This window comes from Achromobacter sp. AONIH1 (assembly GCF_002902905.1).
GTDB lineage: Bacteria > Pseudomonadota > Gammaproteobacteria > Burkholderiales > Burkholderiaceae_B > Achromobacter.
This window is the reverse complement of sequence record NZ_CP026124.1, coordinates 6121937-6144077: the sequence shown is the minus strand read 5'-3', so window position 1 is coordinate 6144077 and position 22141 is coordinate 6121937. Positions and strand designations below refer to the sequence as shown.

At 62.1% G+C, this 22141-nt stretch carries 15 protein-coding genes, 2 tRNA genes and 3 rRNA genes; 16 read left to right on the top strand and 4 right to left on the bottom strand.

Translation table 11 applies throughout. The features are described 5' to 3' along the window. The first annotated feature begins 24 nt into the window (after positions 1-24). Positions 25-384, top strand: a complete 360-nt coding sequence (locus C2U31_RS28005) for a nucleotide pyrophosphohydrolase (RefSeq protein WP_103275784.1) — start codon at positions 25-27, stop codon at positions 382-384. A 3-nt stretch (positions 385-387) separates the two neighbouring features. Here C2U31_RS28005 and C2U31_RS28000 read toward each other — a convergent pair whose 3' ends face one another. Further along, positions 388-678 carry an antibiotic biosynthesis monooxygenase gene (locus tag C2U31_RS28000; RefSeq protein ID WP_103275783.1) on the bottom strand — a complete coding sequence of 97 codons (291 nt, stop codon included), beginning with the start codon at positions 676-678 and terminating at the stop codon, positions 388-390. Between the two features lie 117 nt (positions 679-795). Here C2U31_RS28000 and C2U31_RS27995 point away from each other — a divergent pair, with 117 nt between their 5' ends. The 3 genes from C2U31_RS27995 (at position 796) to C2U31_RS27985 (ending at position 3036) form a co-directional block, all read left to right on the top strand. Continuing rightward, positions 796-1194, top strand: coding sequence for a hypothetical protein (locus tag C2U31_RS27995; protein ID WP_103275782.1), 399 nt, complete (start codon positions 796-798; stop codon positions 1192-1194). 631 nt (positions 1195-1825) lie between these two features. After that, a complete protein-coding gene (locus C2U31_RS27990) occupies positions 1826-2299 on the top strand; it encodes a hypothetical protein (RefSeq protein ID WP_103275781.1) in 474 nt (157 codons plus the stop codon). A gap of 44 nt (positions 2300-2343) precedes the next feature. Beyond that, positions 2344-3036: a hypothetical protein gene (locus C2U31_RS27985; RefSeq protein WP_103275780.1), complete on the top strand. Its 693-nt coding sequence runs from the start codon at positions 2344-2346 to the stop codon at positions 3034-3036. Positions 3037-3061: 25 nt separating this feature from the next. Here the strand turns inward: C2U31_RS27985 and C2U31_RS27980 are convergent, their stop codons facing one another. Further along, complete coding sequence (locus C2U31_RS27980) at positions 3062-5488, bottom strand: DUF3772 domain-containing protein (protein ID WP_103275779.1); 2427 nt, start codon at positions 5486-5488, stop codon at positions 3062-3064. A 183-nt stretch (positions 5489-5671) separates the two neighbouring features. Further along, positions 5672-6619: a LysR family transcriptional regulator gene (locus C2U31_RS27975; protein WP_103275778.1), complete on the bottom strand. Its 948-nt coding sequence runs from the start codon at positions 6617-6619 to the stop codon at positions 5672-5674. Positions 6620-6856: 237 nt separating this feature from the next. On the opposite strand from C2U31_RS27975, the gene C2U31_RS27970 reads away from it, so the two are divergent. Then, positions 6857-8374, top strand: coding sequence for an acetyl-CoA hydrolase/transferase family protein (locus C2U31_RS27970; protein WP_103275777.1), 1518 nt, complete (start codon positions 6857-6859; stop codon positions 8372-8374). A gap of 202 nt (positions 8375-8576) precedes the next feature. Here the strand turns inward: C2U31_RS27970 and C2U31_RS27965 are convergent, their stop codons facing one another. Continuing rightward, positions 8577-9521 carry a LysR substrate-binding domain-containing protein gene (locus tag C2U31_RS27965; RefSeq protein ID WP_103275776.1) on the bottom strand — a complete coding sequence of 315 codons (945 nt, stop codon included), beginning with the start codon at positions 9519-9521 and terminating at the stop codon, positions 8577-8579. Positions 9522-9656: 135 nt separating this feature from the next. On the opposite strand from C2U31_RS27965, the gene C2U31_RS31095 reads away from it, so the two are divergent. The 11 genes from C2U31_RS31095 to C2U31_RS27905 all read left to right on the top strand — a co-directional run bounded on the left by C2U31_RS31095 (position 9657) and on the right by C2U31_RS27905 (position 22140). Continuing rightward, positions 9657-9938, top strand: a complete 282-nt coding sequence (locus C2U31_RS31095) for a hypothetical protein (protein ID WP_233772528.1) — start codon at positions 9657-9659, stop codon at positions 9936-9938. A gap of 1432 nt (positions 9939-11370) precedes the next feature. Further along, positions 11371-12901: ribosomal RNA gene (locus C2U31_RS27955) — 16S ribosomal RNA — on the top strand. Between the two features lie 130 nt (positions 12902-13031). After that, positions 13032-13108: transfer RNA gene (locus C2U31_RS27950), tRNA-Ile, on the top strand. Between the two features lie 35 nt (positions 13109-13143). Beyond that, a tRNA-Ala gene (locus tag C2U31_RS27945) sits at positions 13144-13219 on the top strand. Between the two features lie 307 nt (positions 13220-13526). Further along, positions 13527-16406 (top strand): 23S ribosomal RNA (locus tag C2U31_RS27940). A 195-nt stretch (positions 16407-16601) separates the two neighbouring features. Next, positions 16602-16714 (top strand): 5S ribosomal RNA (gene rrf / locus C2U31_RS27935). The 16S, 23S and 5S rRNA genes sit together here with 2 tRNA genes alongside, the layout of an rRNA operon. A gap of 589 nt (positions 16715-17303) precedes the next feature. Then, on the top strand, positions 17304-18326 hold the full coding sequence (locus tag C2U31_RS27925) for an amino acid ABC transporter substrate-binding protein (protein ID WP_103275774.1): 1023 nt from the start codon (positions 17304-17306) through the stop codon (positions 18324-18326). A gap of 193 nt (positions 18327-18519) precedes the next feature. Then, positions 18520-19386, top strand: a complete 867-nt coding sequence (locus C2U31_RS27920; protein ID WP_103276616.1) for an IclR family transcriptional regulator — start codon at positions 18520-18522, stop codon at positions 19384-19386. 289 nt (positions 19387-19675) lie between these two features. Next, complete coding sequence (locus C2U31_RS27915; protein WP_103276615.1) at positions 19676-20584, top strand: arginase family protein; 909 nt, start codon at positions 19676-19678, stop codon at positions 20582-20584. 41 nt (positions 20585-20625) lie between these two features. Continuing rightward, on the top strand, positions 20626-21417 hold the full coding sequence (locus C2U31_RS27910) for an ABC transporter substrate-binding protein (protein ID WP_103275773.1): 792 nt from the start codon (positions 20626-20628) through the stop codon (positions 21415-21417). 30 nt (positions 21418-21447) lie between these two features. Further along, positions 21448-22140, top strand: a complete 693-nt coding sequence (locus C2U31_RS27905; protein WP_103275772.1) for an amino acid ABC transporter permease — start codon at positions 21448-21450, stop codon at positions 22138-22140. Position 22141: the final 1 nt, after the last annotated feature.

Below are 22141 nucleotides of genomic sequence, written 5' to 3'. Positions count from 1 at the left end.
GCCCGATGACTGCGGGAGCGCGACATGAGCGATTTGCGGGAGATCACGGCGGCGGTGCGCCGATTCGCCGAGGAACGGGAATGGCAGCCCTTTCATACGCCCAAGAATCTGGCGATGGCCCTGGCCGGCGAGGCGGGCGAGCTGCTGGCCCTGTTCCAGTGGCTGACCGCTGAAGAGTCTCGCGGCCTGTCGCCGGCGCGCCTGGCCGAGGTCGCCGACGAGATCGCCGACGTGCAGATGTATCTGGCGGCGCTGGCCGATCAGCTGGACATCGACATCGCCGGCGCGGTCTCGGCCAAGATGGCCAAGAACGCGCTGAAGTATGCGGCGGATCGTTTTCGCGGCAGCGCGCGCAAGTATGACGATCCGCCCGAAGCGGACTGAAGGCTACAGGACTTTCTGCTCGTGATGCACCTGGGGCGGCTCGACGAAGAAGCCTGCCACGAGCTTGCGCCATTCCTGGAAATCGGTGGATTCGCGGAAGTCCACCATGTGGTTTTCCACGGTTTCCCAGTCGACCACGAGCGTGTAGCGCTGCGGTTGTTCGATGCTGCGATAGAGCTGCATGTCGTGGCAGCCGCGGGCGCGCAGGAACAAGGGCCTGGCTTGGGCCACGCCGGCCTCGAACAGCGCCTCCTGGCCTTCACGGACGTGAATGCTGGCGATCTCCTGGATCATTCTGGGTCTCCGTAGGAATGGTGCCGGGCGCAATCCCGCCGGCCGGAGTAGTATGGCTGAAAAACTCCGCACGCGTCGCCCGATGGCAGGCGCGCCAACCCCGTTCCGGCCCCACCGATGACCCGAGTCGCCACCTTGCCGCGCCTCATCGCTGTCCGACTGCTGTGGTATGCGGCTGTCGGTGCGGTTGCGCTGCTTGCCTTCAAGTTGCACACGCAGTTCGGGGCAGATGTGCTGCTGACGGCGATCGCCGCCTACGTGCCCTTGTCCCTGTCGTTCCTGCCCGTCCTGGCCTGGCTGTGCGGTCGCCGCCGCGAATCCGGACGAGCGGACGCGCAAGCCGCGCCGGGTTGGCCGGGATACCTGGCCGCCGCGACCGGCATTGTCATGCTGGCCGGCTATCATGTGGCGGCCGCGCCGTACCTGGCCGAATGCGGCATCCTGCTGTTGCTGGTGGCAGCCGATCTGTGGCTGGTTCGCAAGGAGTCGGCGTACTTCCTGGCCCTCGCCGGCTGACATTCCCTTTCCCGGCCAGATTCTCTCCCGACGCTTCCGACGCCGTGCCCGCCGCCTTTGCTCCGCGACGCCATGTACGCGTCCGTCCGGGGCGAGACGTTCGCCCGTGAAACCTATGCCTGGACCGTCACTTGCATCATCCTGGCCTATGCCCGCGCGGGCCCGACCCGGGATGGCGTAGTCCGCTGGTTTGCGCGGTGCAGCACCTGCTGCTTTCGTCGGCGCCGGCTGACAAACAGCCTAACGCGCATCTGCCATCCACGGACCCGCATGCGCGCTAGGCAAGGCGGGCGAGTCGCGCGGCTGCTTTGCCCTCCATAGTGCTGAGCCGCTCCGGCGGATCAGGCCAAGCCGCCCTCCATTCATCCTCCATATGCATGGCCCGCGCATCCGCGCACGCAAGATGCCCGCAACTTTGGCGAGATTGTGGCGTGCTTGCGCATGGCGCCAGCCGGACGGTCCGCCGTTTAACCGATATCGACACACTTTGGACGGCGCAATCATTCCGTACCAATACGAAAGTTCCACGCGTCCTGCCGCGGCATGACGGGACTGCTGGAGAAGTAGAGGTCCGCGCCGGTCGGCCACCGGCAGCCTGTACATCCGTATCCACGGATCAGGAGGAGCTCAAATGAAAAAGCTCGCAGCAGTCGCAGTCCTGTCGATGTGCGCCGCTTCCGCGTACGCGGCGGGTCCCGGACCCAGCGTATCCATCTCGGGTTATAGCGGGAACATCCATGGCACCGTGTCGTCCGTGTCGACTGGCAGTTCGGTGGTTTCCACCCAGGTCAACGGCTACGGTTCGTCCAGCCAGACCTCGTTCGGCGAAACGGGCGGCGTGGCGCAAGCCAGCGGGTCGTTCAGCCACAACGGCATCGAAACCGTCACCAGCACGCGGCAATACGCCACCAGCGATACCTACGGCCACGTGAGCGGCAATGCGCCGATCATGGTGGGCGACAGCATCGCCAATGGCGGCGCCACGTTCGAGAAGACCGACACGAACGCTTCCGCCACGGGATCGTTCCATGCGGCGACTTTCGGCGCGACGGCGTCGATCCAAGGGATCGGAGGGATTGGCCACTTCCAAGGGTTCAACCACTGAGCCAGCGTTCCGGACGGCTTCGGCCGTCCGGGCAAGGGGACATCATGAAGACCATTGTTCTTGCCCTATCCCTGTCGCTCGCGGCGTTCTCAGCCACGGCGCAGACCAACAGCGCCTCGTCGTCCACCACGTCCGCGACCTCGGGCGCGACCAACGCCGGCAACACGCAAGGCATCACGTTCAATTCCAAATCCGACGCTTCCGGCACCTTGCGCACGGCGCCCGCCATGGGTGGGCAGAGCTTCTACGGCTCGTTCTCTTCGGACAGCTGCATGGTGTCGGCGGGCGGGGGCGGCTCGGTCGTCGGCTTCGGCATGAACGTCGCGTTCCCGATCGAGGATCAGAAGTGCAGCCTGCGGCGCAACTTCGAACGCACCATGCAGGCGGCGGCGTCCACCAAGGATCCCGACCGCTCGCGCCGGCTGGAAACCGCGGCCATCGACATTCTGTGCCAGACGGACGATCGGACCAAGGCCGCGCTGGTGGCGCAGGGGCTGTGCACCAATCCCGCCCTGACCACGGCTGATCACCGCTTCGACAATTCCGCCGTGGCGCAGACCTCGGCGCCGGCCGCCGCGCCGCCCGCCTCGCCGGCCGCGCTCGCGCCCACGCCGCAGACGCCTGTCGCCCAGGCTTTCCCGGTGCAATCGGTGCAGAGCGGCGCCATGAATTCGCCGCCCTTGCGTAACCCGCGCCTGGATCGGCAGGGCATGCTGGATATGTACTCGCCGGGCTGACGCGCGTGGGCAGCGGACCCGGCGGCTAGGACGTGGCGGGCGGAGCCGCCAGGCCCGGCGCGTCCACGGTCCGGGCCGGCGGGGTGGGGGCAAGCAGCACGGTGGTCGGCGATGACACCTCCAGTCCCGCCTCGCGCAGGCGACTCAGCACCGTGAACAACAGTGCGCTGCGCACGCCATAGGCCGCGCGCGGCGATGAGACGTAGCCCTTGGCGTTGAAGATCAGGTTGCCGCCATCCAGGCCATCCAGGAAGACATTCGGCGCGGGCGTGGCCAGGATATCGGCGTGGTCGGCGAAGGCTTGCAGGATGGCGTCGCGGGCGCGTTCGGCGTCCGTCGACAGGGGCATGGGCAGCTTGATCTGCACCAGGCCCAACGGGCTGGAGCGCGTCACGTTGCGCACCGTCTTGGTGATGAATTCCGAATTCGGCACGATCACGGTCGAACGGTCGCTCATCTGGATTTCGGTCGCGCGGACGTTGATGCGCAGGATGTCGCCTTCCACGCCGCCCAGCGAGACCCAGTCGCCGACCTGGACAGGACGTTCCGCCAGCAGGATCAGGCCCGACACGAAGTTCTGCACAATGGCCTGCAGGCCGAAACCGATACCCACGGACAAGGCGCTGGCGATCCAGGCCACCCGTTCCAGTCCGATGCCGGCGGCCGACAGAGCCAGCGCCACCGCCACCACGAAGCCGGCATACCCGAACAGCGTGACCGCTGACAGCTGCATGCCCGGATCCAGTTCCGTGGTGGGCAGATAGCGGTTGGACAGCCAGCGCTTGAGCATCTTCACGCCCAGCAGGGCCAGCGCCAGCACGATGAGCGCCTGCAGCACGGCGCCCGGATGAATCTGCGCCTCGCCGATGGCCAGTCCCTTGCGCAGCTGGTCGAAGCGCTGCAGCAGGTCGGTGGGGCCTTCGCCGAATGGCGCCAGCAGCAGCGTGATGGTCAGCAGTCCCACTGCCACCCGGCCGACGCCGGACAGCAGCACGGCCGCCTGGTCGCGCAGGGTGGGCCGGGCCTTTTCGCCGGTCTCGGGTCGGGGCGAGCTTAGCAGCGAACTGAAGACGTCTTCGATCAGCGTGGACGCCAGATAGCCCGAGGCCAGCACGATCAGCACCCACAGGACCTGCTTGGCCAGGAAGTTGGCGATTGCGACGTAGCCCGCGAGCAGGCTGCCCAGGCTCACGATCAGCACGGCCCAGGCGATGCCGGTCAGCGCCGGCACCCAGGCCGGAATGGTGGCGTCTTCCTGTTTCCGGGCCTGGCGGCGCAGCTTGCGGCCGATGGCGAGCGCGGTCGCCATGGTGGCCATGATCAGGGTGGACACGATCCCGGTCAGCGTGATGGTGGTGGTCAGGCTGGTGTTCAGCAGCACCGTCAGGCGTTCGGCCAGCCAGATCAGCACGATCAGCGCGCCCATCGTTGCCGGCACCCAGCTCAGCCTCTGCGCCACGGCATCGCTGATGGGCGGCAGGCGCCAGGACGGATGGCGGGCCGACAGCAGGGCGCTGCCCAGCCCCGAGGTGTAGCCGCCGAAAAAGACCGTAATGACCATCGCGGCCAGCAGGTTGGAGGTGCTGTCGGACAGCTGTGAATTCCAGTCCAGGCCGACATGGACCAGCACGGCGATGAGGCCGGGCGTGGCGGTCGACAGCGCCACCTGGGCTGCTGCCAGCGCCGATCGGCGCAGGCGTCCTGGCGGCACGCGGTTCGCGGTCAGTCTGAGCAGCGCGCGGCCGATCCCCATCCGCAGCGCGATCACCAGGGCGGTAATGCCCGCCAGCAGCAGCCAGCCCCAGGCGGGTGTCTGCTGCACGGCTTCATAGAGATCGTCTCGCAGCGTGCTTAGGCGTTCCAGGTCGCGCGGAAGCTCGCCCTTGAATTCGTTCCAGAACTGTCCGGACAGGAAGGCGTCGCGGCGCTCGCCCAGGCGGGCCTTGAACTGCGTGCGCAGCTGCGCCGATACCTGCTCGGCGGTCTGTCCCGCGTCCACGGACAGCAGCTTGGCGAGCTTGATCTGTGCGTCCAGCCCGCGCCGGCTGGTTTCCAGGCTCAGGCGCTGGGCGGCGACGTCGGGCGCTTCCTTGCTGCCTTCCGGGGGCGCGCCCAGCTCGTTCAGCCTGGCCGCCACGCTGGCCAGCTGCGGCGCCAGGGTTTCGGCGGCGGCCTCCGCCTTGGCCTGGATGTCCACCGCCGTGCCATAGAGCTGCTGCAGATTGGCATCGTCGGCTTCGTTCGCGATGCGCTTGCGCATGTCGTCGATCTGCTTGCGGGCGCTGGCCAGGTCAGCCTCGATTTCTGCCGGCGTGCCCGGCGTCGCGGCATGGGCGGCGGCGGACCATGCGCCCGACAGCAGCAGCGCCATGGCCAACGCCAGTGATGCGAGCAGGGCGGACGCGCGCGAGCGGCCGGCGCGCGTCAGGGGCAGGGAGGTGTTCGGAAACATAAAGGGTTTGATGAGCGGCTTGCGCCAGGGGAGGCCAGCATAGCAAGGCCGGGGCCGGCGGCTGCAACAAAATTGCGAGCCTGTTTCTTTTATGTGACAGGGGGATGGTGGAGTCGGCCGGTCCGCTTTGTCGGGGTGAGCATCTTTCGCCTTCGCGTTCGCGCGGGGCGTACAAGACTGGGCCTATCCCGGGAGCGGTTCTCGTTTCGCCGCGGGTGGTTCGCCATGTCGAGGTCGTCCCGATTTTGGCCTCCCTAGCACTTCGTCACACACTTCCAGCCAGGCGCGGGCGGCGTAGGACAGGTAGCCGGACTGCTGCCAGATGTGGCCGACCTCCCATTGCAGGCCCGACTTGGCCAGTTTCGCCGTGCTCAGGCCGCGCGTCTTCATGCGGCCCATCAGCGGTTCGGGCAGCAGCGCGACGCCCAGGCCGACCGAGGCCATCGCCACCAGGAAATCCCAGTGCGCGCTCTGGGCTGCGATGGCGGGCTGCATGCCGGCGTCGGCAAAGGCCTGGCGCAGCCGGCGTGTCATGGCGAAGTCATCCGTGGGAACCAGCAGGCGGGAATCGCGCAGGGCCGTCAGCGGCAGGGATGTCTTGCCCGCCCAGGCGGCGTCCGGCGGGCCGATGACCCAGATCGGATGGCTGCCGAAGGCCCGGGCCGCCAGGCCGTGGTCCGGCGCGACGGGCAGGACGGTGGCGCCCACTTCCAGCTCGCCGTCGGCGACCAGGTTTTCCACCGCCTGGCCCGTGCCTTCGCGCAGCGTCAGATGGATGTCCGGATGGCGCTCGCGAAAGCGCTTGACCACGGGCGTGAACAGCAGATTGATCATGGGCGGAATGCCCACTTCCAGCGCGCCGCGGCGCAGGTCCGCCGTTTCACGGATTTCCTCGGACAGCTGGCGCATGGTCTCCAGCACCTGCAAGCCGCGTTGGTACATCACGCGGCCGGTGTCCGTGGGGCGGGCCGTATGTCCGTCGCGGATCAGCAGCTGCGCGCCAGCTTCCTCTTCCAGTTGCCGGATCATCTTGCTGACGGTGGACTGCGTGACGAATAAGGCGCGTGCCGCCTGCGTGAAGCTGGCGTGCCTGACCGTCTCGACAAAGTAGCGCAGCGCGCGCACATCCATGGAGCCATCCCGTCCGCATCGGCGCGGAATTTCAATTAATGAAAAAAGCGACTTGAATGAATGATTTTAAGTCATTACGAGATTTGAAGCCGCGTTCCTATACTGCCGGAAAATCGTCCGCCTTCCCGTGATCCGGGATTGCGGACATCGGGAAACGCCGCGTCAGACGGCGTCCGGACAGAAGGCTGCCGTGCCCGGTCCGGTCGCCGGCCGTCGGCCCTCAAATCTGGAGACACCATGCATCTCGACCGTATCCGCCATTCCGGCCTGCACGCCAGGATCACTTCCGCCGAAGAGGCGGCCCTGCTGATCGAGGACGGCATGACCGTCGGCATGAGCGGATTCACCCGCGCGGGCGACTGCAAGTCGGTGCCTGCGGCGCTGGCCCGGCGGGCGGAGCGCGAGCCGCTGTCGATCACGCTGATCACCGGCGCCTCGTTGGGCCACGATACCGACAAGATGCTGGCGCAGGCCAATGCGCTGGCGCGTCGCATGCCGTTCCAGGTCGACACCACGCTGCGGCGCAAGATCAACCAGGGCGAGATCGCCTTCATCGACCAGCATCTTTCGGAAACCGCCGAACAGCTGCGCGCCGGCCATATCGGGCCCGTCGACGTGGCCATCATCGAAGCCGCCGCCATTACCGAAAGCGGCGCCATCGTGCCCACCATGTCCGTGGGCAATTCGGCGTCCTTCGCCTTGCAGGCCAAGCGCATCATCATCGAGCTGAACGTCGGCGTGCCGGCCGCCATCGAAGGGCTGCACGACATCTATGTGCCGCAGGATCGTCCCGCGCGCGAACCCATCGGCCTGATGGCGGTGGACCAGCGCATCGGCAAGCCCTACATCGAAGTGGATCCTTCCCGGATCGCGGCCATCGTTGTCACCGAGAAGCCGGACAGCCCGTCCAATGCCTTGCCGCCCGACGATGAGACCAACGCCATCGCCGGCCACATCAATGATTTCCTGCGCGCCGAGGTCAACGCGGGCCGGCTGGGCAATGGCCTGTTGCCGCTGCAGGCCGGCATCGGCACCATTGCCAACGCGGTGCTGCACGGTTTCGAATCCTCGGAGTTCGAGCAGCTGTCCATGTATTCCGAAGTGCTGCAGGACAGCGCCATCGAGCTGCTGGACCAGGGCAAGCTGCAATTCGCCTCGGCCTCGTCCATCACCGTATCCAAGCCGGTCTACGACAAGATCCTGGCCAACATCGAGCACTATCGCGAACGCATCGTGCTGCGTCCGCAGGAGATCAGCAACGCGCCCGAGATCGTGCGCCGGCTGGGAATCATCGCCATCAACACGGCGCTGGAGTTCGATATCTACGGCAATGTCAACTCCACGCATGTGGGCGGCACGCACATGATGAATGGCATCGGCGGGTCGGGCGATTTCGCCCGCAACGCGCATCTGGCGATCTTCGTGTCCAAGTCCATGGCCAAGAACGGCGACATTTCCAGCGTGGTGCCCATGGTGTCGCACGTGGACCATACCGAGCACGACGTCGACGTGCTGGTCACCGAGTGCGGCCTGGCCGACCTGCGCGGCCTGGCGCCGCGCGAGCGCGCCCGCGCCATCATCCGCCACTGCGTGCATCCGTCGTACCGCGAGGCCTTGCAGGACTACTTCGACCGGGCCTGTGAACGCGGCGGCCAGACGCCGCATCTGCTGGAAGAGGCGTTCTCCTGGCACCAGCGTTTCAGCGAAACCGATTCCATGCGCCTGTCCAAGGCTGAGGTGCGCAAGGTCGCCTGAAGCGCGCCGCGGCCCGGTCCACTATCGCCGCGAGGCGTGGTGCCGGGCCGGTTTCATGTCTTGTCGTCGCCGGGGCGGCGTTCTTCGGGTTTCTCGGGCGCGGGCACATGACCGCGCCTCGCGCCTTACAGGCCGCGCGCGAGGCTGAGCCTGGCCGAGGGCGTTGTCTTGGATTGGGGCGGAGCGGCGCTTGCCGCTCCGCCTATTTTTTTGGGTTCTCGCCTTCGGCGCAATCTTCGGGCTGGTACGTGACCAGCGACTTGCGCGACAGCTCGAGTTCATCGCGCAGCCATTGCTTGAGCGCGACCAGCGGCGGCCAGTCGCGCAGACTGGGGCGGTAGACCAGATGATAGGTCTGCGCCTGTTCATACTGCACGCGTACCGTCGACAGCTGCACCAGCCTGCCTGCGCATAACGCGTCCGCGGCCAGCAGTTCGCGGCCGAGCGCGATGCCCAATCCTTGTTCCGCCGCCTGCAGCATCATGCCCGCGTCATTGAAGGTCGCGACGGGGTTCACCGGAATGCGCAGCCCGGCCGAGTTGAACCAGTGTTGCCAGACATCGCGCTCGCCCAGCAGGGGCTGTCCGGCGAGTGTCTCGGGCGTGTGGTCCGGCAGGGCGCGCGCCGTTTCGGGGGATGCCAGCGCGATGAGCGGCAGCGGCACATCGAATAGCGGTTCGGATTCGACCCCCGCCCAGGGGCCGCGCCCGAAGCGCAGCGCCGCATGGAATCCATCGCGCAGCAGGTCCACCACCTGCTGCGAGGTTTCCATTTCCAACGTCAGCTCCGGATGACGGGCGCGCCAGCGCGCCATGCGCGGCAGCATCCAGCGCTGCGCGAACGAGGGCAGCACCGAAACCCGCAGTTGCAGGGAACTGCCCGCAGCCGCGGCGGCGGCCGTGCGCATGCCGTCGTCCAGCAGCGCCAGCGCTTCCTGCACGCTGCACAGCAGTGCCGCGCCGGCGGGGTTCAGCACGATGCCCCGGCCGCTGCGCTCGAACAGGTCGAAACCCAGCTGTTCTTCCAGGCCACGGATCTGCTGGCTGACGGCGCTATGGGTCAGGTGCAGGCGTTCGGCCGCGGCGCGCAGGTTCTGCAGTTCGGCCACCGCGCGAAAGGCGGGCAGGGCGTTCAGGGATAGTCGCATGGCTGGAATAAGGGTATATGGATCGCTGGTCAGTTAGTGGTTAGATTAACTGACCAAATCAGGCAAAACAATTTGATTTTCTCTGGGGATTTGGGCGGATACGCTAACCAAAACATTCCAAATCCGGAGCAAATCATGAGTCATCTGCAATCCAGCCCCGCTACTTCCTGCCTTGTCGCCTGCGACGCCGTGCCACCGGCGCGGGATGCCCAGGAACGCTGGGCTCCCTCCAGCCTGCTTGGCCGTCTGCTGCAGGTCTGCCTGCAATGGCGGAACAGGAACCGGCTGCGCAATACGGCGGAAGGCTTGGACGAGCATATCCTGAAGGACATGGGGGCGCCCGATTGGCTGGTCAGCGAGGCCAGTGTCAGCCGGGAGTTCAAGCGTTTGCGCAATATCGACTATTTCCGGTGGTAGTTTCGGCTTGCCGCCCCTAGGGACGCCTGCCAAAGCTCGGCCTGAGCCGGTCGATTCATCATGGCGCCAGGTGCATGCCAGCCGCCCGATGGGGGCGAGGCGGGGGTGAGGTCGACTTCCCTTTAGCAGTCCCTGGGATGTGCTGACGGCCGAAACGCGGTGCTATCTATATATAGAGACGCCATTGTCCATGGGTGGCAAGCAGGAAGGGGGGGCTGGCGCGGCTGGAGCAGGGGTAGGTCGCTGGCTTTGCGCGGTCCTGGGCGATCCGGCAGGTGTCGCTACTCAGACTTGAGCTCGCTCTCTATATAGAGAGATCCCTATAGGAACCATCTGCATACTAGAAGAGGGTTCCTATGGAAGAAAAATGGCCTGGCGTGCCTGACGAGCCAGGACTATCCTGCTCTTGTCAGGCCTTTGCCATGGATGGCGGCGAGCTAAGCGCAGATTTCTTCACTCTTTTTGCGTCGCGCTGATGACAAGCGAAATTTCTGTGCTATAGTCTCGCTCCTTCGCAGTTCAAGCAGTTTTCTGAACCGCGAAGCCAAGCAGGACGCAACGGGTTGTTGGTTTTTCCAGCGATCTGCCGCAGCGGCAAACGAGGTCCTTCGGGGCGTTGAGCGCCAAGCGGTTATTGCAAGGTTCGGTGCAAATCAGGCAGAAGCCAGTTGCACAGACTGCAATAGTGTGTTATAGTTTTGGGCTTGGCTGGTGATGTTGATTCAGGGTTAACCCGGGTGGGCAGTCTGAACAAGATGGCAAGCCAACCGAGGTGTAGCCAACCTTCGATGCGATGCAAATTGAATCGAAGCTGCGGATAGGAAGTTTGAGCGAAAGCACAGGCGACCAGAAAGCAGGGTTGCAAGATAGGATGCAAATTAGGCAAAAGCCGGTTGCATAATCTGCAAAAGTTGTGTTATAGTTTCGGGCTTGGCGGTTGCCGAAAGGTTAGGGAATACCCTGATGTTTCGATAGCTGCTAAGAGGGAGATCCGAAAGGGTTTTCCGGCGAGACCTGAAGGGGTCGCCGTCAAGTGGGTGAAGCGAAATTAAACGCGACGCTGACTTGACAAGCGATAAAAACTTCTTCATAATCTCGTTTCTCTGCTGCTGAGACAGCAGCGACGCGAAAGCGGGTTGAAAGACCTGATTCTTCGAAAGTCGCTGAAGTTAACGGCAGTTGAGGCGAAGTAGTACAGAATTTGGCAGTACCGCTCTTTAACAATTAAACAACCGATAAGTGTGGGCGCTTGATGCGAGTGCGCAGTGATCGGGCCGGGTTTACCTGGTTTGATCGCAAGCACAAGAAATCAAGTGCTCACTAGAAGTGAAGTGCCTTAGATGTCAAGTCTAAGAACATACCTCACTTCCTTTGAGTAGCGACGTATGACTCGGTTCTTCGGAACTAAGAAATACGAATTTATACAGAGATTAAACTGAAGAGTTTGATCCTGGCTCAGATTGAACGCTAGCGGGATGCTTTACACATGCAAGTCGAACGGCAGCGCGGACTTCGGTCTGGCGGCGAGTGGCGAACGGGTGAGTAATGTATCGGAACGTGCCCAGTAGCGGGGGATAACTACGCGAAAGCGTAGCTAATACCGCATACGCCCTACGGGGGAAAGCAGGGGATCGTAAGACCTTGCACTATTGGAGCGGCCGATATCGGATTAGCTAGTTGGTGAGGTAACGGCTCACCAAGGCGACGATCCGTAGCTGGTTTGAGAGGACGACCAGCCACACTGGGACTGAGACACGGCCCAGACTCCTACGGGAGGCAGCAGTGGGGAATTTTGGACAATGGGGGCAACCCTGATCCAGCCATCCCGCGTGTGCGATGAAGGCCTTCGGGTTGTAAAGCACTTTTGGCAGGAAAGAAACGTCGCGGGCTAATACCCCGTGGAACTGACGGTACCTGCAGAATAAGCACCGGCTAACTACGTGCCAGCAGCCGCGGTAATACGTAGGGTGCAAGCGTTAATCGGAATTACTGGGCGTAAAGCGTGCGCAGGCGGTTCGGAAAGAAAGATGTGAAATCCCAGAGCTTAACTTTGGAACTGCATTTTTAACTACCGAGCTAGAGTGTGTCAGAGGGAGGTGGAATTCCGCGTGTAGCAGTGAAATGCGTAGATATGCGGAGGAACACCGATGGCGAAGGCAGCCTCCTGGGATAACACTGACGCTCATGCACGAAAGCGTGGGGAGCAAACAGGATTAGATACCCTGGTAGTCCACGCCCTAAACGATGTCAACTAGCTGTTGGGGCCTTCGGGCCTTGGTAGCGCAGCTAACGCGTGAAGTTGACCGCCTGGGGAGTACGGTCGCAAGATTAAAACTCAAAGGAATTGACGGGGACCCGCACAAGCGGTGGATGATGTGGATTAATTCGATGCAACGCGAAAAACCTTACCTACCCTTGACATGTCTGGAATCCTGAAGAGATTTAGGAGTGCTCGCAAGAGAACCGGAACACAGGTGCTGCATGGCTGTCGTCAGCTCGTGTCGTGAGATGTTGGGTTAAGTCCCGCAACGAGCGCAACCCTTGTCATTAGTTGCTACGAAAGGGCACTCTAATGAGACTGCCGGTGACAAACCGGAGGAAGGTGGGGATGACGTCAAGTCCTCATGGCCCTTATGGGTAGGGCTTCACACGTCATACAATGGTCGGGACAGAGGGTCGCCAACCCGCGAGGGGGAGCCAATCCCAGAAACCCGATCGTAGTCCGGATCGCAGTCTGCAACTCGACTGCGTGAAGTCGGAATCGCTAGTAATCGCGGATCAGCATGTCGCGGTGAATACGTTCCCGGGTCTTGTACACACCGCCCGTCACACCATGGGAGTGGGTTTTACCAGAAGTAGTTAGCCTAACCGCAAGGGGGGCGATTACCACGGTAGGATTCATGACTGGGGTGAAGTCGTAACAAGGTAGCCGTATCGGAAGGTGCGGCTGGATCACCTCCTTTCAGAGCTTAGTGCTCGTGTTAAGCGTCCACTCTTATCGGTTGTTTGATATAGCTGGGATCGGTTGTGGGCTTGGGTAGAGGGATTCCTCCCTGTGTCCATGACTTCTGACTACTGATCCGAGAAGGTTTTGGGTCTGTAGCTCAGTCGGTTAGAGCACCGTCTTGATAAGGCGGGGGTCGTTGGTTCGAATCCAACCAGACCCACCAGGTATTCGCAGGGCGCGGTAAGCGTCGTGGGATATGGGGGTGTAGCTCAGCTGGGAGAGCGCCTGCTTTGCAAGCAGGATGTCATCGGTTCGATCCCGTTCACCTCCACCACTGATTGACGAAGGTTGATCGCCTGGTGAGAAGTAGAGGCTAACTCATAGCGTCGTGTGCAGATTGCAGACGGTTTTATGAGTTAGGTTTTACCTGACAGCTATATTTGTTCTTTAACAATCTGGAAGAAGCACAACAAAATGTGCTCATCGAGTAGTCAGCTTGGCTGATGAAGATGGGTACGGGTTGTGATTGCATTAATTTTGTTCCAAGTTCTCAAGACTGAAGTGAATAACTTCAGACTGCTTTGAAACTTATGAACGGCACAAACGCTAATACTCAGGTCCTATAGCCTACAGCGTTATAGGATCAAGCGACTAAGTGCATATGGTGGATGCCTTGGCGATCACAGGCGATGAAGGACGTAGTAGCCTGCGAAAAGCTGCGGGGAGCTGGCAAACAAGCTTTGATCCGCAGATATCCGAATGGGGAAACCCACTCCGCAAGGAGTATCCCTGACTGAATACATAGGTCAGTGGAAGCGAACCGGGTGAACTGAAACATCTCAGTAGCTCGAGGAAAAGAAATCAACCGAGATTCCGAAAGTAGTGGCGAGCGAAATCGGAAGAGCCTTTACGTTTTAGCATTCAGGATAATCGAACGGGATGGAAAGCCCGGCCGTAGCAGGTGATAGCCCTGTAGATGAAATCTTGAGTGTGGAACTAAGCGTAAGAAAAGTAGGGCGGGACACGTGAAATCCTGTTTGAAGATGGGGGGACCATCCTCCAAGGCTAAATACTCGTGATCGACCGATAGTGAACCAGTACCGTGAGGGAAAGGCGAAAAGAACCCCGGAAGGGGAGTGAAATAGATCCTGAAACCGTATGCATACAAACAGTAGGAGCCTCGTAAGGGGTGACTGCGTACCTTTTGTATAATGGGTCAGCGACTTACATTCAGTGGCAAGGTTAACCGAATAGGGAAGCCGTAGCGAAAGCGAGTCCGAATAGGGCGATTCAGTCGCTGGGTGTAGACCCGAAACCAGATGATCTATCCATGGCCAGGTTGAAGGCACGGTAACACGTGCTGGAGGACCGAACCCACTAATGTTGAAAAATTAGGGGATGAGCTGTGGATAGGGGTGAAAGGCTAAACAAATCTGGAAATAGCTGGTTCTCTCCGAAAACTATTTAGGTAGTGCCTCAAGTATTACTGCAGGGGGTAGAGCACTGTTATAGCTAGGGGGTCATGGCGACTTACCAAACTATGGCAAACTCCGAATACCTGCAAGTACAGCTTGGGAGACAGAGCACCGGGTGCTAACGTCCGGACTCAAGAGGGAAACAACCCAGACCGCCAGCTAAGGTCCCGAATTATCGCTAAGTGGGAAACGAAGTGGGAAGGCATAGACAGTCAGGAGGTTGGCTTAGAAGCAGCCATCCTTTAAAGAAAGCGTAATAGCTCACTGATCGAGTCGTCCTGCGCGGAAGATGTAACGGGGCTAAGCGATAAACCGAAGCTGCGGGTGTGCACTTTGTGCACGCGGTAGGAGAGCGTTCTGTAAGCCTGCGAAGGTGGCTTGTAAAGGCTGCTGGAGGTATCAGAAGTGCGAATGCTGACATGAGTAGCGATAAAGGGGGTGAAAAGCCCCCTCGCCGTAAGTCCAAGGTTTCCTGCGCAACGTTCATCGGCGCAGGGTGAGTCGGCCCCTAAGGCGAGGCAGAGATGCGTAGCTGATGGGAAGCTGGTTAATATTCCAGCACCGTCGTACAGTGCGATGGGGGGACGGATCGCGGAAGATCATCAGGGTGTTGGATGTCCCTGTTGCTGTATCGAAGATGGCGCTTAGGCAAATCCGGGCGCGTAAATCAAGGGTATGGCACGAGCGAGCATAGCTTGCGAAGTGATTGGAAGTGGTTCCAAGAAAAGCCTCTAAGCTTCAGCTGTACGAGACCGTACCGCAAACCGACACAGGTGGACGGGATGAATATTCCAAGGCGCTTGAGAGAACTCAGGAGAAGGAACTCGGCAAATTGATACCGTAACTTCGGGAGAAGGTATACCCCGGTAGTGTGAAGCGCCTGCGCGCTTAGCATGATGGGGTCGCAGAGAATCGGTGGCTGCGACTGTTTATTAAAAACACAGCACTCTGCAAAGACGAAAGTCGACGTATAGGGTGTGACGCCTGCCCGGTGCCGGAAGGTTAAGTGATGGGGTGCAAGCTCTTGATCGAAGCCCCGGTAAACGGCGGCCGTAACTATAACGGTCCTAAGGTAGCGAAATTCCTTGTCGGGTAAGTTCCGACCTGCACGAATGGCGTAACGATGGCCACACTGTCTCCTCCTGAGACTCAGCGAAGTTGAAGTGTTTGTGATGATGCAATCTACCCGCGGCTAGACGGAAAGACCCCATGAACCTTTACTGTAGCTTTGCATTGGACTGTGAACCGGCCTGTGTAGGATAGGTGGGAGGCTTTGAAGCGTGGTCGCTAGATCACGTGGAGCCATCCTTGAAATACCACCCTGGTTTGTTTGCGGTTCTAACCTTGGTCCGTTATCCGGATCGGGGACAGTGCATGGTGGGCAGTTTGACTGGGGCGGTCTCCTCCCAAAGTGTAACGGAGGAGTTCGAAGGTACGCTAGGTACGGTCGGAAATCGTGCTGATAGTGCAATGGCATAAGCGTGCTTGACTGTGAGACTGACAAGTCGAACAGGTGCGAAAGCAGGACATAGTGATCCGGTGGTTCTGAATGGAAGGGCCATCGCTCAACGGATAAAAGGTACTCTGGGGATAACAGGCTGATACCGCCCAAGAGTTCATATCGACGGCGGTGTTTGGCACCTCGATGTCGGCTCATCTCATCCTGGGGCTGTAGCCGGTCCCAAGGGTATGGCTGTTCGCCATTTAAAGAGGTACGTGAGCTGGGTTTAAAACGTCGTGAGACAGTTTGGTCCCTATCTGCCGTGGGCGTTGGATACTTGACGGAGCCTGCTCCTAGTACGAGAGGACCGGAGTGGACGTACCTCTGGTGTACCGGTTGTCATGCCAATGGCATTGCCGGGTAGCTAAGTACGGAAGAGATAACCGCTGAAGGCATCTAAGCGGGAAACTCGTCTGAAGATTAGGTATCCCGGGGACTTGATCCCCCTAAAGAGTCGTTCGAGACCAGGACGTTGATAGGTCGGGTGTGGAAGCGCAGTAATGCGTTAAGCTAACCGATACTAATTGCTCGTGAGGCTTGATCCTATAACACTGATGGTTATGACCTGGTGTATAGCGTATACAAGTGTCGTTCAATACAAAATCTGGCTGCCCCGTCAGCAGCCAGCCAACATCGATTACAACCCGAGTGCGCGATCATCGAGAGAACTCTCTGATGCGCCTGTTGTGTTTCTTCCAAGATTGGAGCGCATGCCCTAGGCGCGCGCTCAACCGGTTACGCCTGACGACCATAGCGAGTTGGTCCCACTCCTTCCCATCCCGAACAGGACAGTGAAACGACTTTGCGCCGATGATAGTGGACGGACGTCTGTGAAAGTAGGTCATCGTCAGGCTTTTATTGCTCAGAACCCCGCAGCTCACCGCTGCGGGGTTTTGTTTTTGTGCGCACGCAAATGCTGTGGCGCCTCGAGGGCGGACAGACCAGCGCCAGGCACAGGCCCGCTACAGCCATGGCTCGCGCAAGACATGAACACAAGAAAGGCCCCGCGGCTCGCGCCGCGGGGCCTTTTACGTTGCATCGCTGTGCGCGCGAACCGGGCGCCTGCCATCGCGGCCGCATGCGGGTCGCCTGCTGGTGACCACACGCCCCGTCCGCGAGGCTCTGGCGGGAATGCGGGCCGCACCGGTCTATCCGGGATGCGGACGCTACAAGCGCCTCGAAGAACAGCGCCGACTGCAAGCGCTCGGATTGCACCTGCGCCGCCACCTTGCCGGCCAGCTCCGGATCTTAAAAAGTTCGATCACAGGACCGCGACGGCGTCGCCCGGCAGCGCGGGCATCGGGTTTTCTCTAGGCCCGGTTCCGTTGTTCACTCCATGGACATGGCGTAATCTGGCGACCGGTCCGCAATCCTGGACCTGGATTTCAATGCGCGGGGCGGTCTACGAGGTCGCCGCGCGCGCATTCTGGAGAGTCAATAATATGAAGCGGTTCTTCTCGTTGGCGGCCGGCGCTCTTGCCCTGGCCTGTGCGTCCCAAGCGGCGGTTGCCGGCCCCACGCTGGATGCGGTCAAGAAAAAGGGTTTCGTGCAATGCGGCCTGACCGACGGTGTGTCGGGCTTCTCCGCCACCAACAGCAAGGGCGAGTGGGAAGGCATGGACGTGGACATCTGCCGCGCCGTGGCGGCGGCGGTGTTTGGCGATCCGACCAAGTTCAAGGGCACCGCGCTGTCGACGCAGCAACGCTTTACCGCCCTGCAGTCGGGGGAAGTCGATGTGCTGCTGCGCACCGTGACGCTGACGCAGACCCGCGATACCTCGCTGGGCCTGTCGGCCGTGGCGGTCAGCTTCTATGACGGCCAGGGCATCCTGGTGAACAAGAAGCTGGGCGTCAAGAGCGCCAAGGAACTCAACGGCGCTACGGTCTGCGTGCAGCCGGGCACGACCACCGAGTTGAACCTGGCGGACTGGTTCCGCGCCAACAAGATCGAATTCAAGCCGGTGGTGATCGACAAGGTCACCGAGGTCGTGCGCGCCTTCGAATCAGGCCGTTGCGACGCCTTCACCGACGACGCTTCGCAGCTGGCCGCCGTGCGCGCCACGCAGGTCGCCAAGCCGGACGACTACGAGATCCTGCCGGAACGCTTCTCGAAGGAACCGCTGGGCCCCATGGTGCGCCAGGGCGACGAGAACTGGCTGGGCATCGTTCGCTGGACGCTGTTCGCGCTGCTGGAAGCCGAGGAATACGGCATCACGCAGAAGAACGTGGATGAAATGCTCAAGAGCAACAATCCCAACGTCGCGCGCATCCTGGGCGTGACGCCGGGCGCGGGCAAGAACATGGGGCTGGACGAGAAGTGGGCCTATAACGCCATCAAGGCGGTGGGCAACTACAGCGAAGTGTTCGAGCGCAACGTGGGCAAGGACAGCAAGCTGAACCTGCAACGCGGCACCAATGCGCTGTGGAGCAAGGGCGGCGCCATGTATCCGTGGCCGATCCGCTGATCCGCTGAGCATTGATGGTCCAGAACGGCCCGCGATCGCGGGCCGTTTTCCATTGCGCGCGAGATGGGCCTCGCTTTCACCGGCATTCGGCGCTCGGGTCTCGTTGCCGGCCACGACGAAAAGGATCGCCAGCCGATATGTATGCAGCGTAATGCGGTACGCTATCGCCTTTCCCATGCCTGTTTCGCGCACCATGACGCAGTTCCCATCCGCCGAGGATTCTCCCTTGTTCGTCGCCGCGCTGGCGCGTGGCGTCTCCGTGCTCAGGGCATTCAGCGAAGGGCGACCGGCGATGACGCTGCCCGAGCTGGCGGAGGCCACGGGCCTGAGCAAGAGTTCGGTGCAGCGCTTCACGCATACGCTCTGGACCTTGGGCTATCTGCGCAAGGATCCCGCCAGCAAGAAGTTCTCGCTGGGACCCTGGTCGCTGGAACTGGGCATGAAGTACGTGCAGACCAGTCCGCTGGTGCTGGGCGGCAATCCGTTCCTTCATTCGCTCAACCGCAACTGCCAGGAAACCTGCAGCCTGGCCGAGCCCGACGGCTTGGACATGGTGTACGTGGCGCGTTTCGCCACGCACAAGGAAATGTTCGTGAACATGCCGGTCGGCATGCGCCTGCCGCTGTATTGCACGGCGGCGGGGCGCGCGGTGCTGTCGCGGCTGGATCCGGACGTGGCCCACGGGCTGCTGGAGCGCAGCGACCGTAGATCTCATACCGCCGCCACGATCACCGGCATGGACGCCTTGCTGGCTGAGCTGGAGTTCGCGCGCCGGCACGGCTATGCACGTTCCAATGGCGAGTTCTACCCGGGCGACATCACCGTCAGCGCCGCCGTGCTGGATGCCGGCGGCATCCCCCTGGGCGCGGTCAATGTGTCGGTTCCATCCAGCCGCTGGTCGTTCGAACAGGCGCAGGCCGTGTTTGGTCCGCAGGTGGTCGAAACCGCGCATGCCATCAGCGTGTCGCGCACCTTGGGACGTTCTCATCCCTTCTACGAGCTGGAGCCTCCCGGCGGCGCGCTGCGCGCCACGCCGATATCCGTGGCCGGCGAAGCCTGATATCCGTTAGGCGGACTGCGGGTCCGCGACGGCGCGGAGGCCCTCCGAGCGGCGCCTGCGCTGCGTATTCCATATTATTTTGATCAAGTATTTGGGCCACGCTTAAGGGAAACTCCCTAATTGGCGCTGCCACTTCTTGCGCGTTAATCTAATTTCGACATGACCGTATCGTATATCGATTCGATCAAATCTAAATTAACGGCCGCTCATGACAGGTGAGCGGCCGGCGCCAAGGAGCCGCGCTGTGTCGCAGTCCGCCGAAGTCCGCTTTCATCCCGTGCCGGGATTCATGGGGTTGCCGCCGGCCCGTTCCCCGGAGTCCGGCGCGGCGCGCGCCTGCGTGGTCGGGATTCCCTTCGATTGCGGCACGCATCCCTTCCGGGTGGGATCGCGCCAGGGACCCGACGCGATCCGCGAGCAGTCGCGGCTGCTGCGGCCGGTGGACATCTTCCGCCGGCATGGCATCGACAATCCATCCGAGTTCCTGCGCGCCGTCGATGTGGGCAACGTGGCCTGCCATCCCGGCGATCCTGACGCCTCGTTTCCGCTGATCGAGGCCGGCATCGGCGCGATCCTGGACGCGGGCGCCATTCCCATTTCGATGGGCGGCGATGGCGCGGTGACACTGCCGCAGCTGCGCGCCGTCGCGCGGCGCCATCCGGACTTCGCGGTGCTGCATTTCGATTCGCACACCGACACCTATCCCATCCCGGGCTACAACACCGCCACCACCTTCACCCGCGCCGCGGAGGAAGGTCTGCTGGATGTGGCGCGCAGTTTCCATGTTGGCACGCGCGGCAGCTCCTTCATGCCCGGCGTGCTGGAATTCGGCCGTGAGGTCGGCTACACGATCGTGCCTTTCGATGACTTCGATGCCGACCGGACCGGCGCGCTGGACGCGATCCGGCAGCGCATCGGCCAGCGGCCGGTGTATCTGTGCTTCGACATGGACATCTTCGACCCATCCTGCGCGCCGGGCGTCTGCACACCGGAGTGGGGCGGCCTGTCGCCAAAGGAAGGGCTGGCGCTGCTGCGTCAGCTTGCGGGGCTGAACTTCGTGGCCTTCGATGTCAACACCGTGTCGCCGCCTCAGGACGTGCAGGGCGCCACGGCCTTTCTGGCCGCGACCGTCATGCAGGAATTCTGCGCGCTGGCGGCGGCCGCGGTGCAGCGGTATCCGCAAGGGCGTCCGGCCTGATCCGGCGCGCTGGCGGCATTCATACATTCCAGGGGAAATCCATGACACTCAAATCCATTCTGCTCGGCCTGGCGTCGGCCGCGCTGCTGGCGCAAGCCGCCGCGGGCCATGCGCGCACGCTGGACGAAGTGCGCGCCGACAAGACGTTGAATGTGGTCACGACGGCCTCCGCGCCGCCGCACGGTTTCAAGAACCCGCAATCCAATCGCCTGGAGGGCATCATGGTGGATGTGGCGGCGGCCGTCGCCCGGCACCTGGGCGTGGCCGACAAGCTGTCGGACGTGCCGTTCTCGGGCCTGATCCCGACCCTGACCTCGGGCCGTGCCGACGTCATGTCCGCGCCCTTGTTCATCACCGAGGAACGCGCGCGCGCCATCGATTTCTCGGCGCCGGTCTATGAATGGGGCGAAGGCATCGTGGTCAGCGACAAGGCGACCCGGCGCTACGGCAAGTTCGAGGACATGCGCGGCCAGCGCGTCGGCGTGCTGGTCGATTCCGTGCAGTTCAACATGATCAAGGACATGCCGGACACCAAGGTGTCCACCTATCAGGACTACTCCACGCTGCTGGCCGACGTGCGCGCCGGCCGCATCGACCTGGGCATCGTCGATCCGCCCAGCATCGTCTATCAGATCAAGACCAAGAACATCCCGGGCGTGAAGCTGGATACCGGCTACCAGCCGCAACGCAAATGGCAGGTCGGCATGGCGGTGCAGAAGGGCAATGCCGCGTTGCTCGGGGCCGTCAATGCCGCCCTGGCCGAGATGAAGCGCAACGGAGAGCTGGCCGCCATCGGGCAGAAGTGGGGCGTGCAGGACCTGATCAGCAAGTAAGGCCGCCAGGCCACGGACGAGGAGCACGAATTGGACTTCGCTACCCTGCGCATGTACCTGACCCCGCTGGCCGAAGGCACGGTCTGGACCCTGGCGCTGTTCTTCTGTTCGGCCTTTCTGGCCGTGGCGCTGGGCCTCGTGGTCTGCCTGTGCCGGCTGTCGAGGCATGCGGCCTTGAGCCGCGCGGCGCGCGTGTACATCGACATCATCCGTGGCACGCCCCTGCTGCTGCAGCTGTTCTACATCTACTACGGCCTGCCCGAGATGGGCGTGGTGATCAACGGCTTCGTGGCTGGCGTGCTGGGCCTGACGCTGAACTTCGGCGCCTATCTGGCCGAGCTGTTCCGCAGCGGCATCCAGTCGGTGGACGCGGGCCAGTACGAAGCGGCCCGCGCGCTCGGCCTGCGCCGCTGGCAGCGGCTGCGCCGCATCGTGCTGCCGCAGGCATTGCGCACGATCTTTCCCGCGCTGGGCAACTACGCGCTGGTGCTGATCAAGGAGACGTCGCTGGTGGCGGTGATCAGCGTGTACGAACTGATGCGCGCCGGTGAAATGCTGGCCGGCGCGACCTTCCAGGCCTTGACCGTCTACACCATGGTCGGGGTCATCTATTTCGCGCTGTGCAGCGTGCTGGCGTATCTGTTCCGTCGCTCCGAAAAGCGGCTGACCGTGCCGGGCTACTGGAGCGGGGCCGGCGACAACCACGATATCTCGAAGGCCTGAC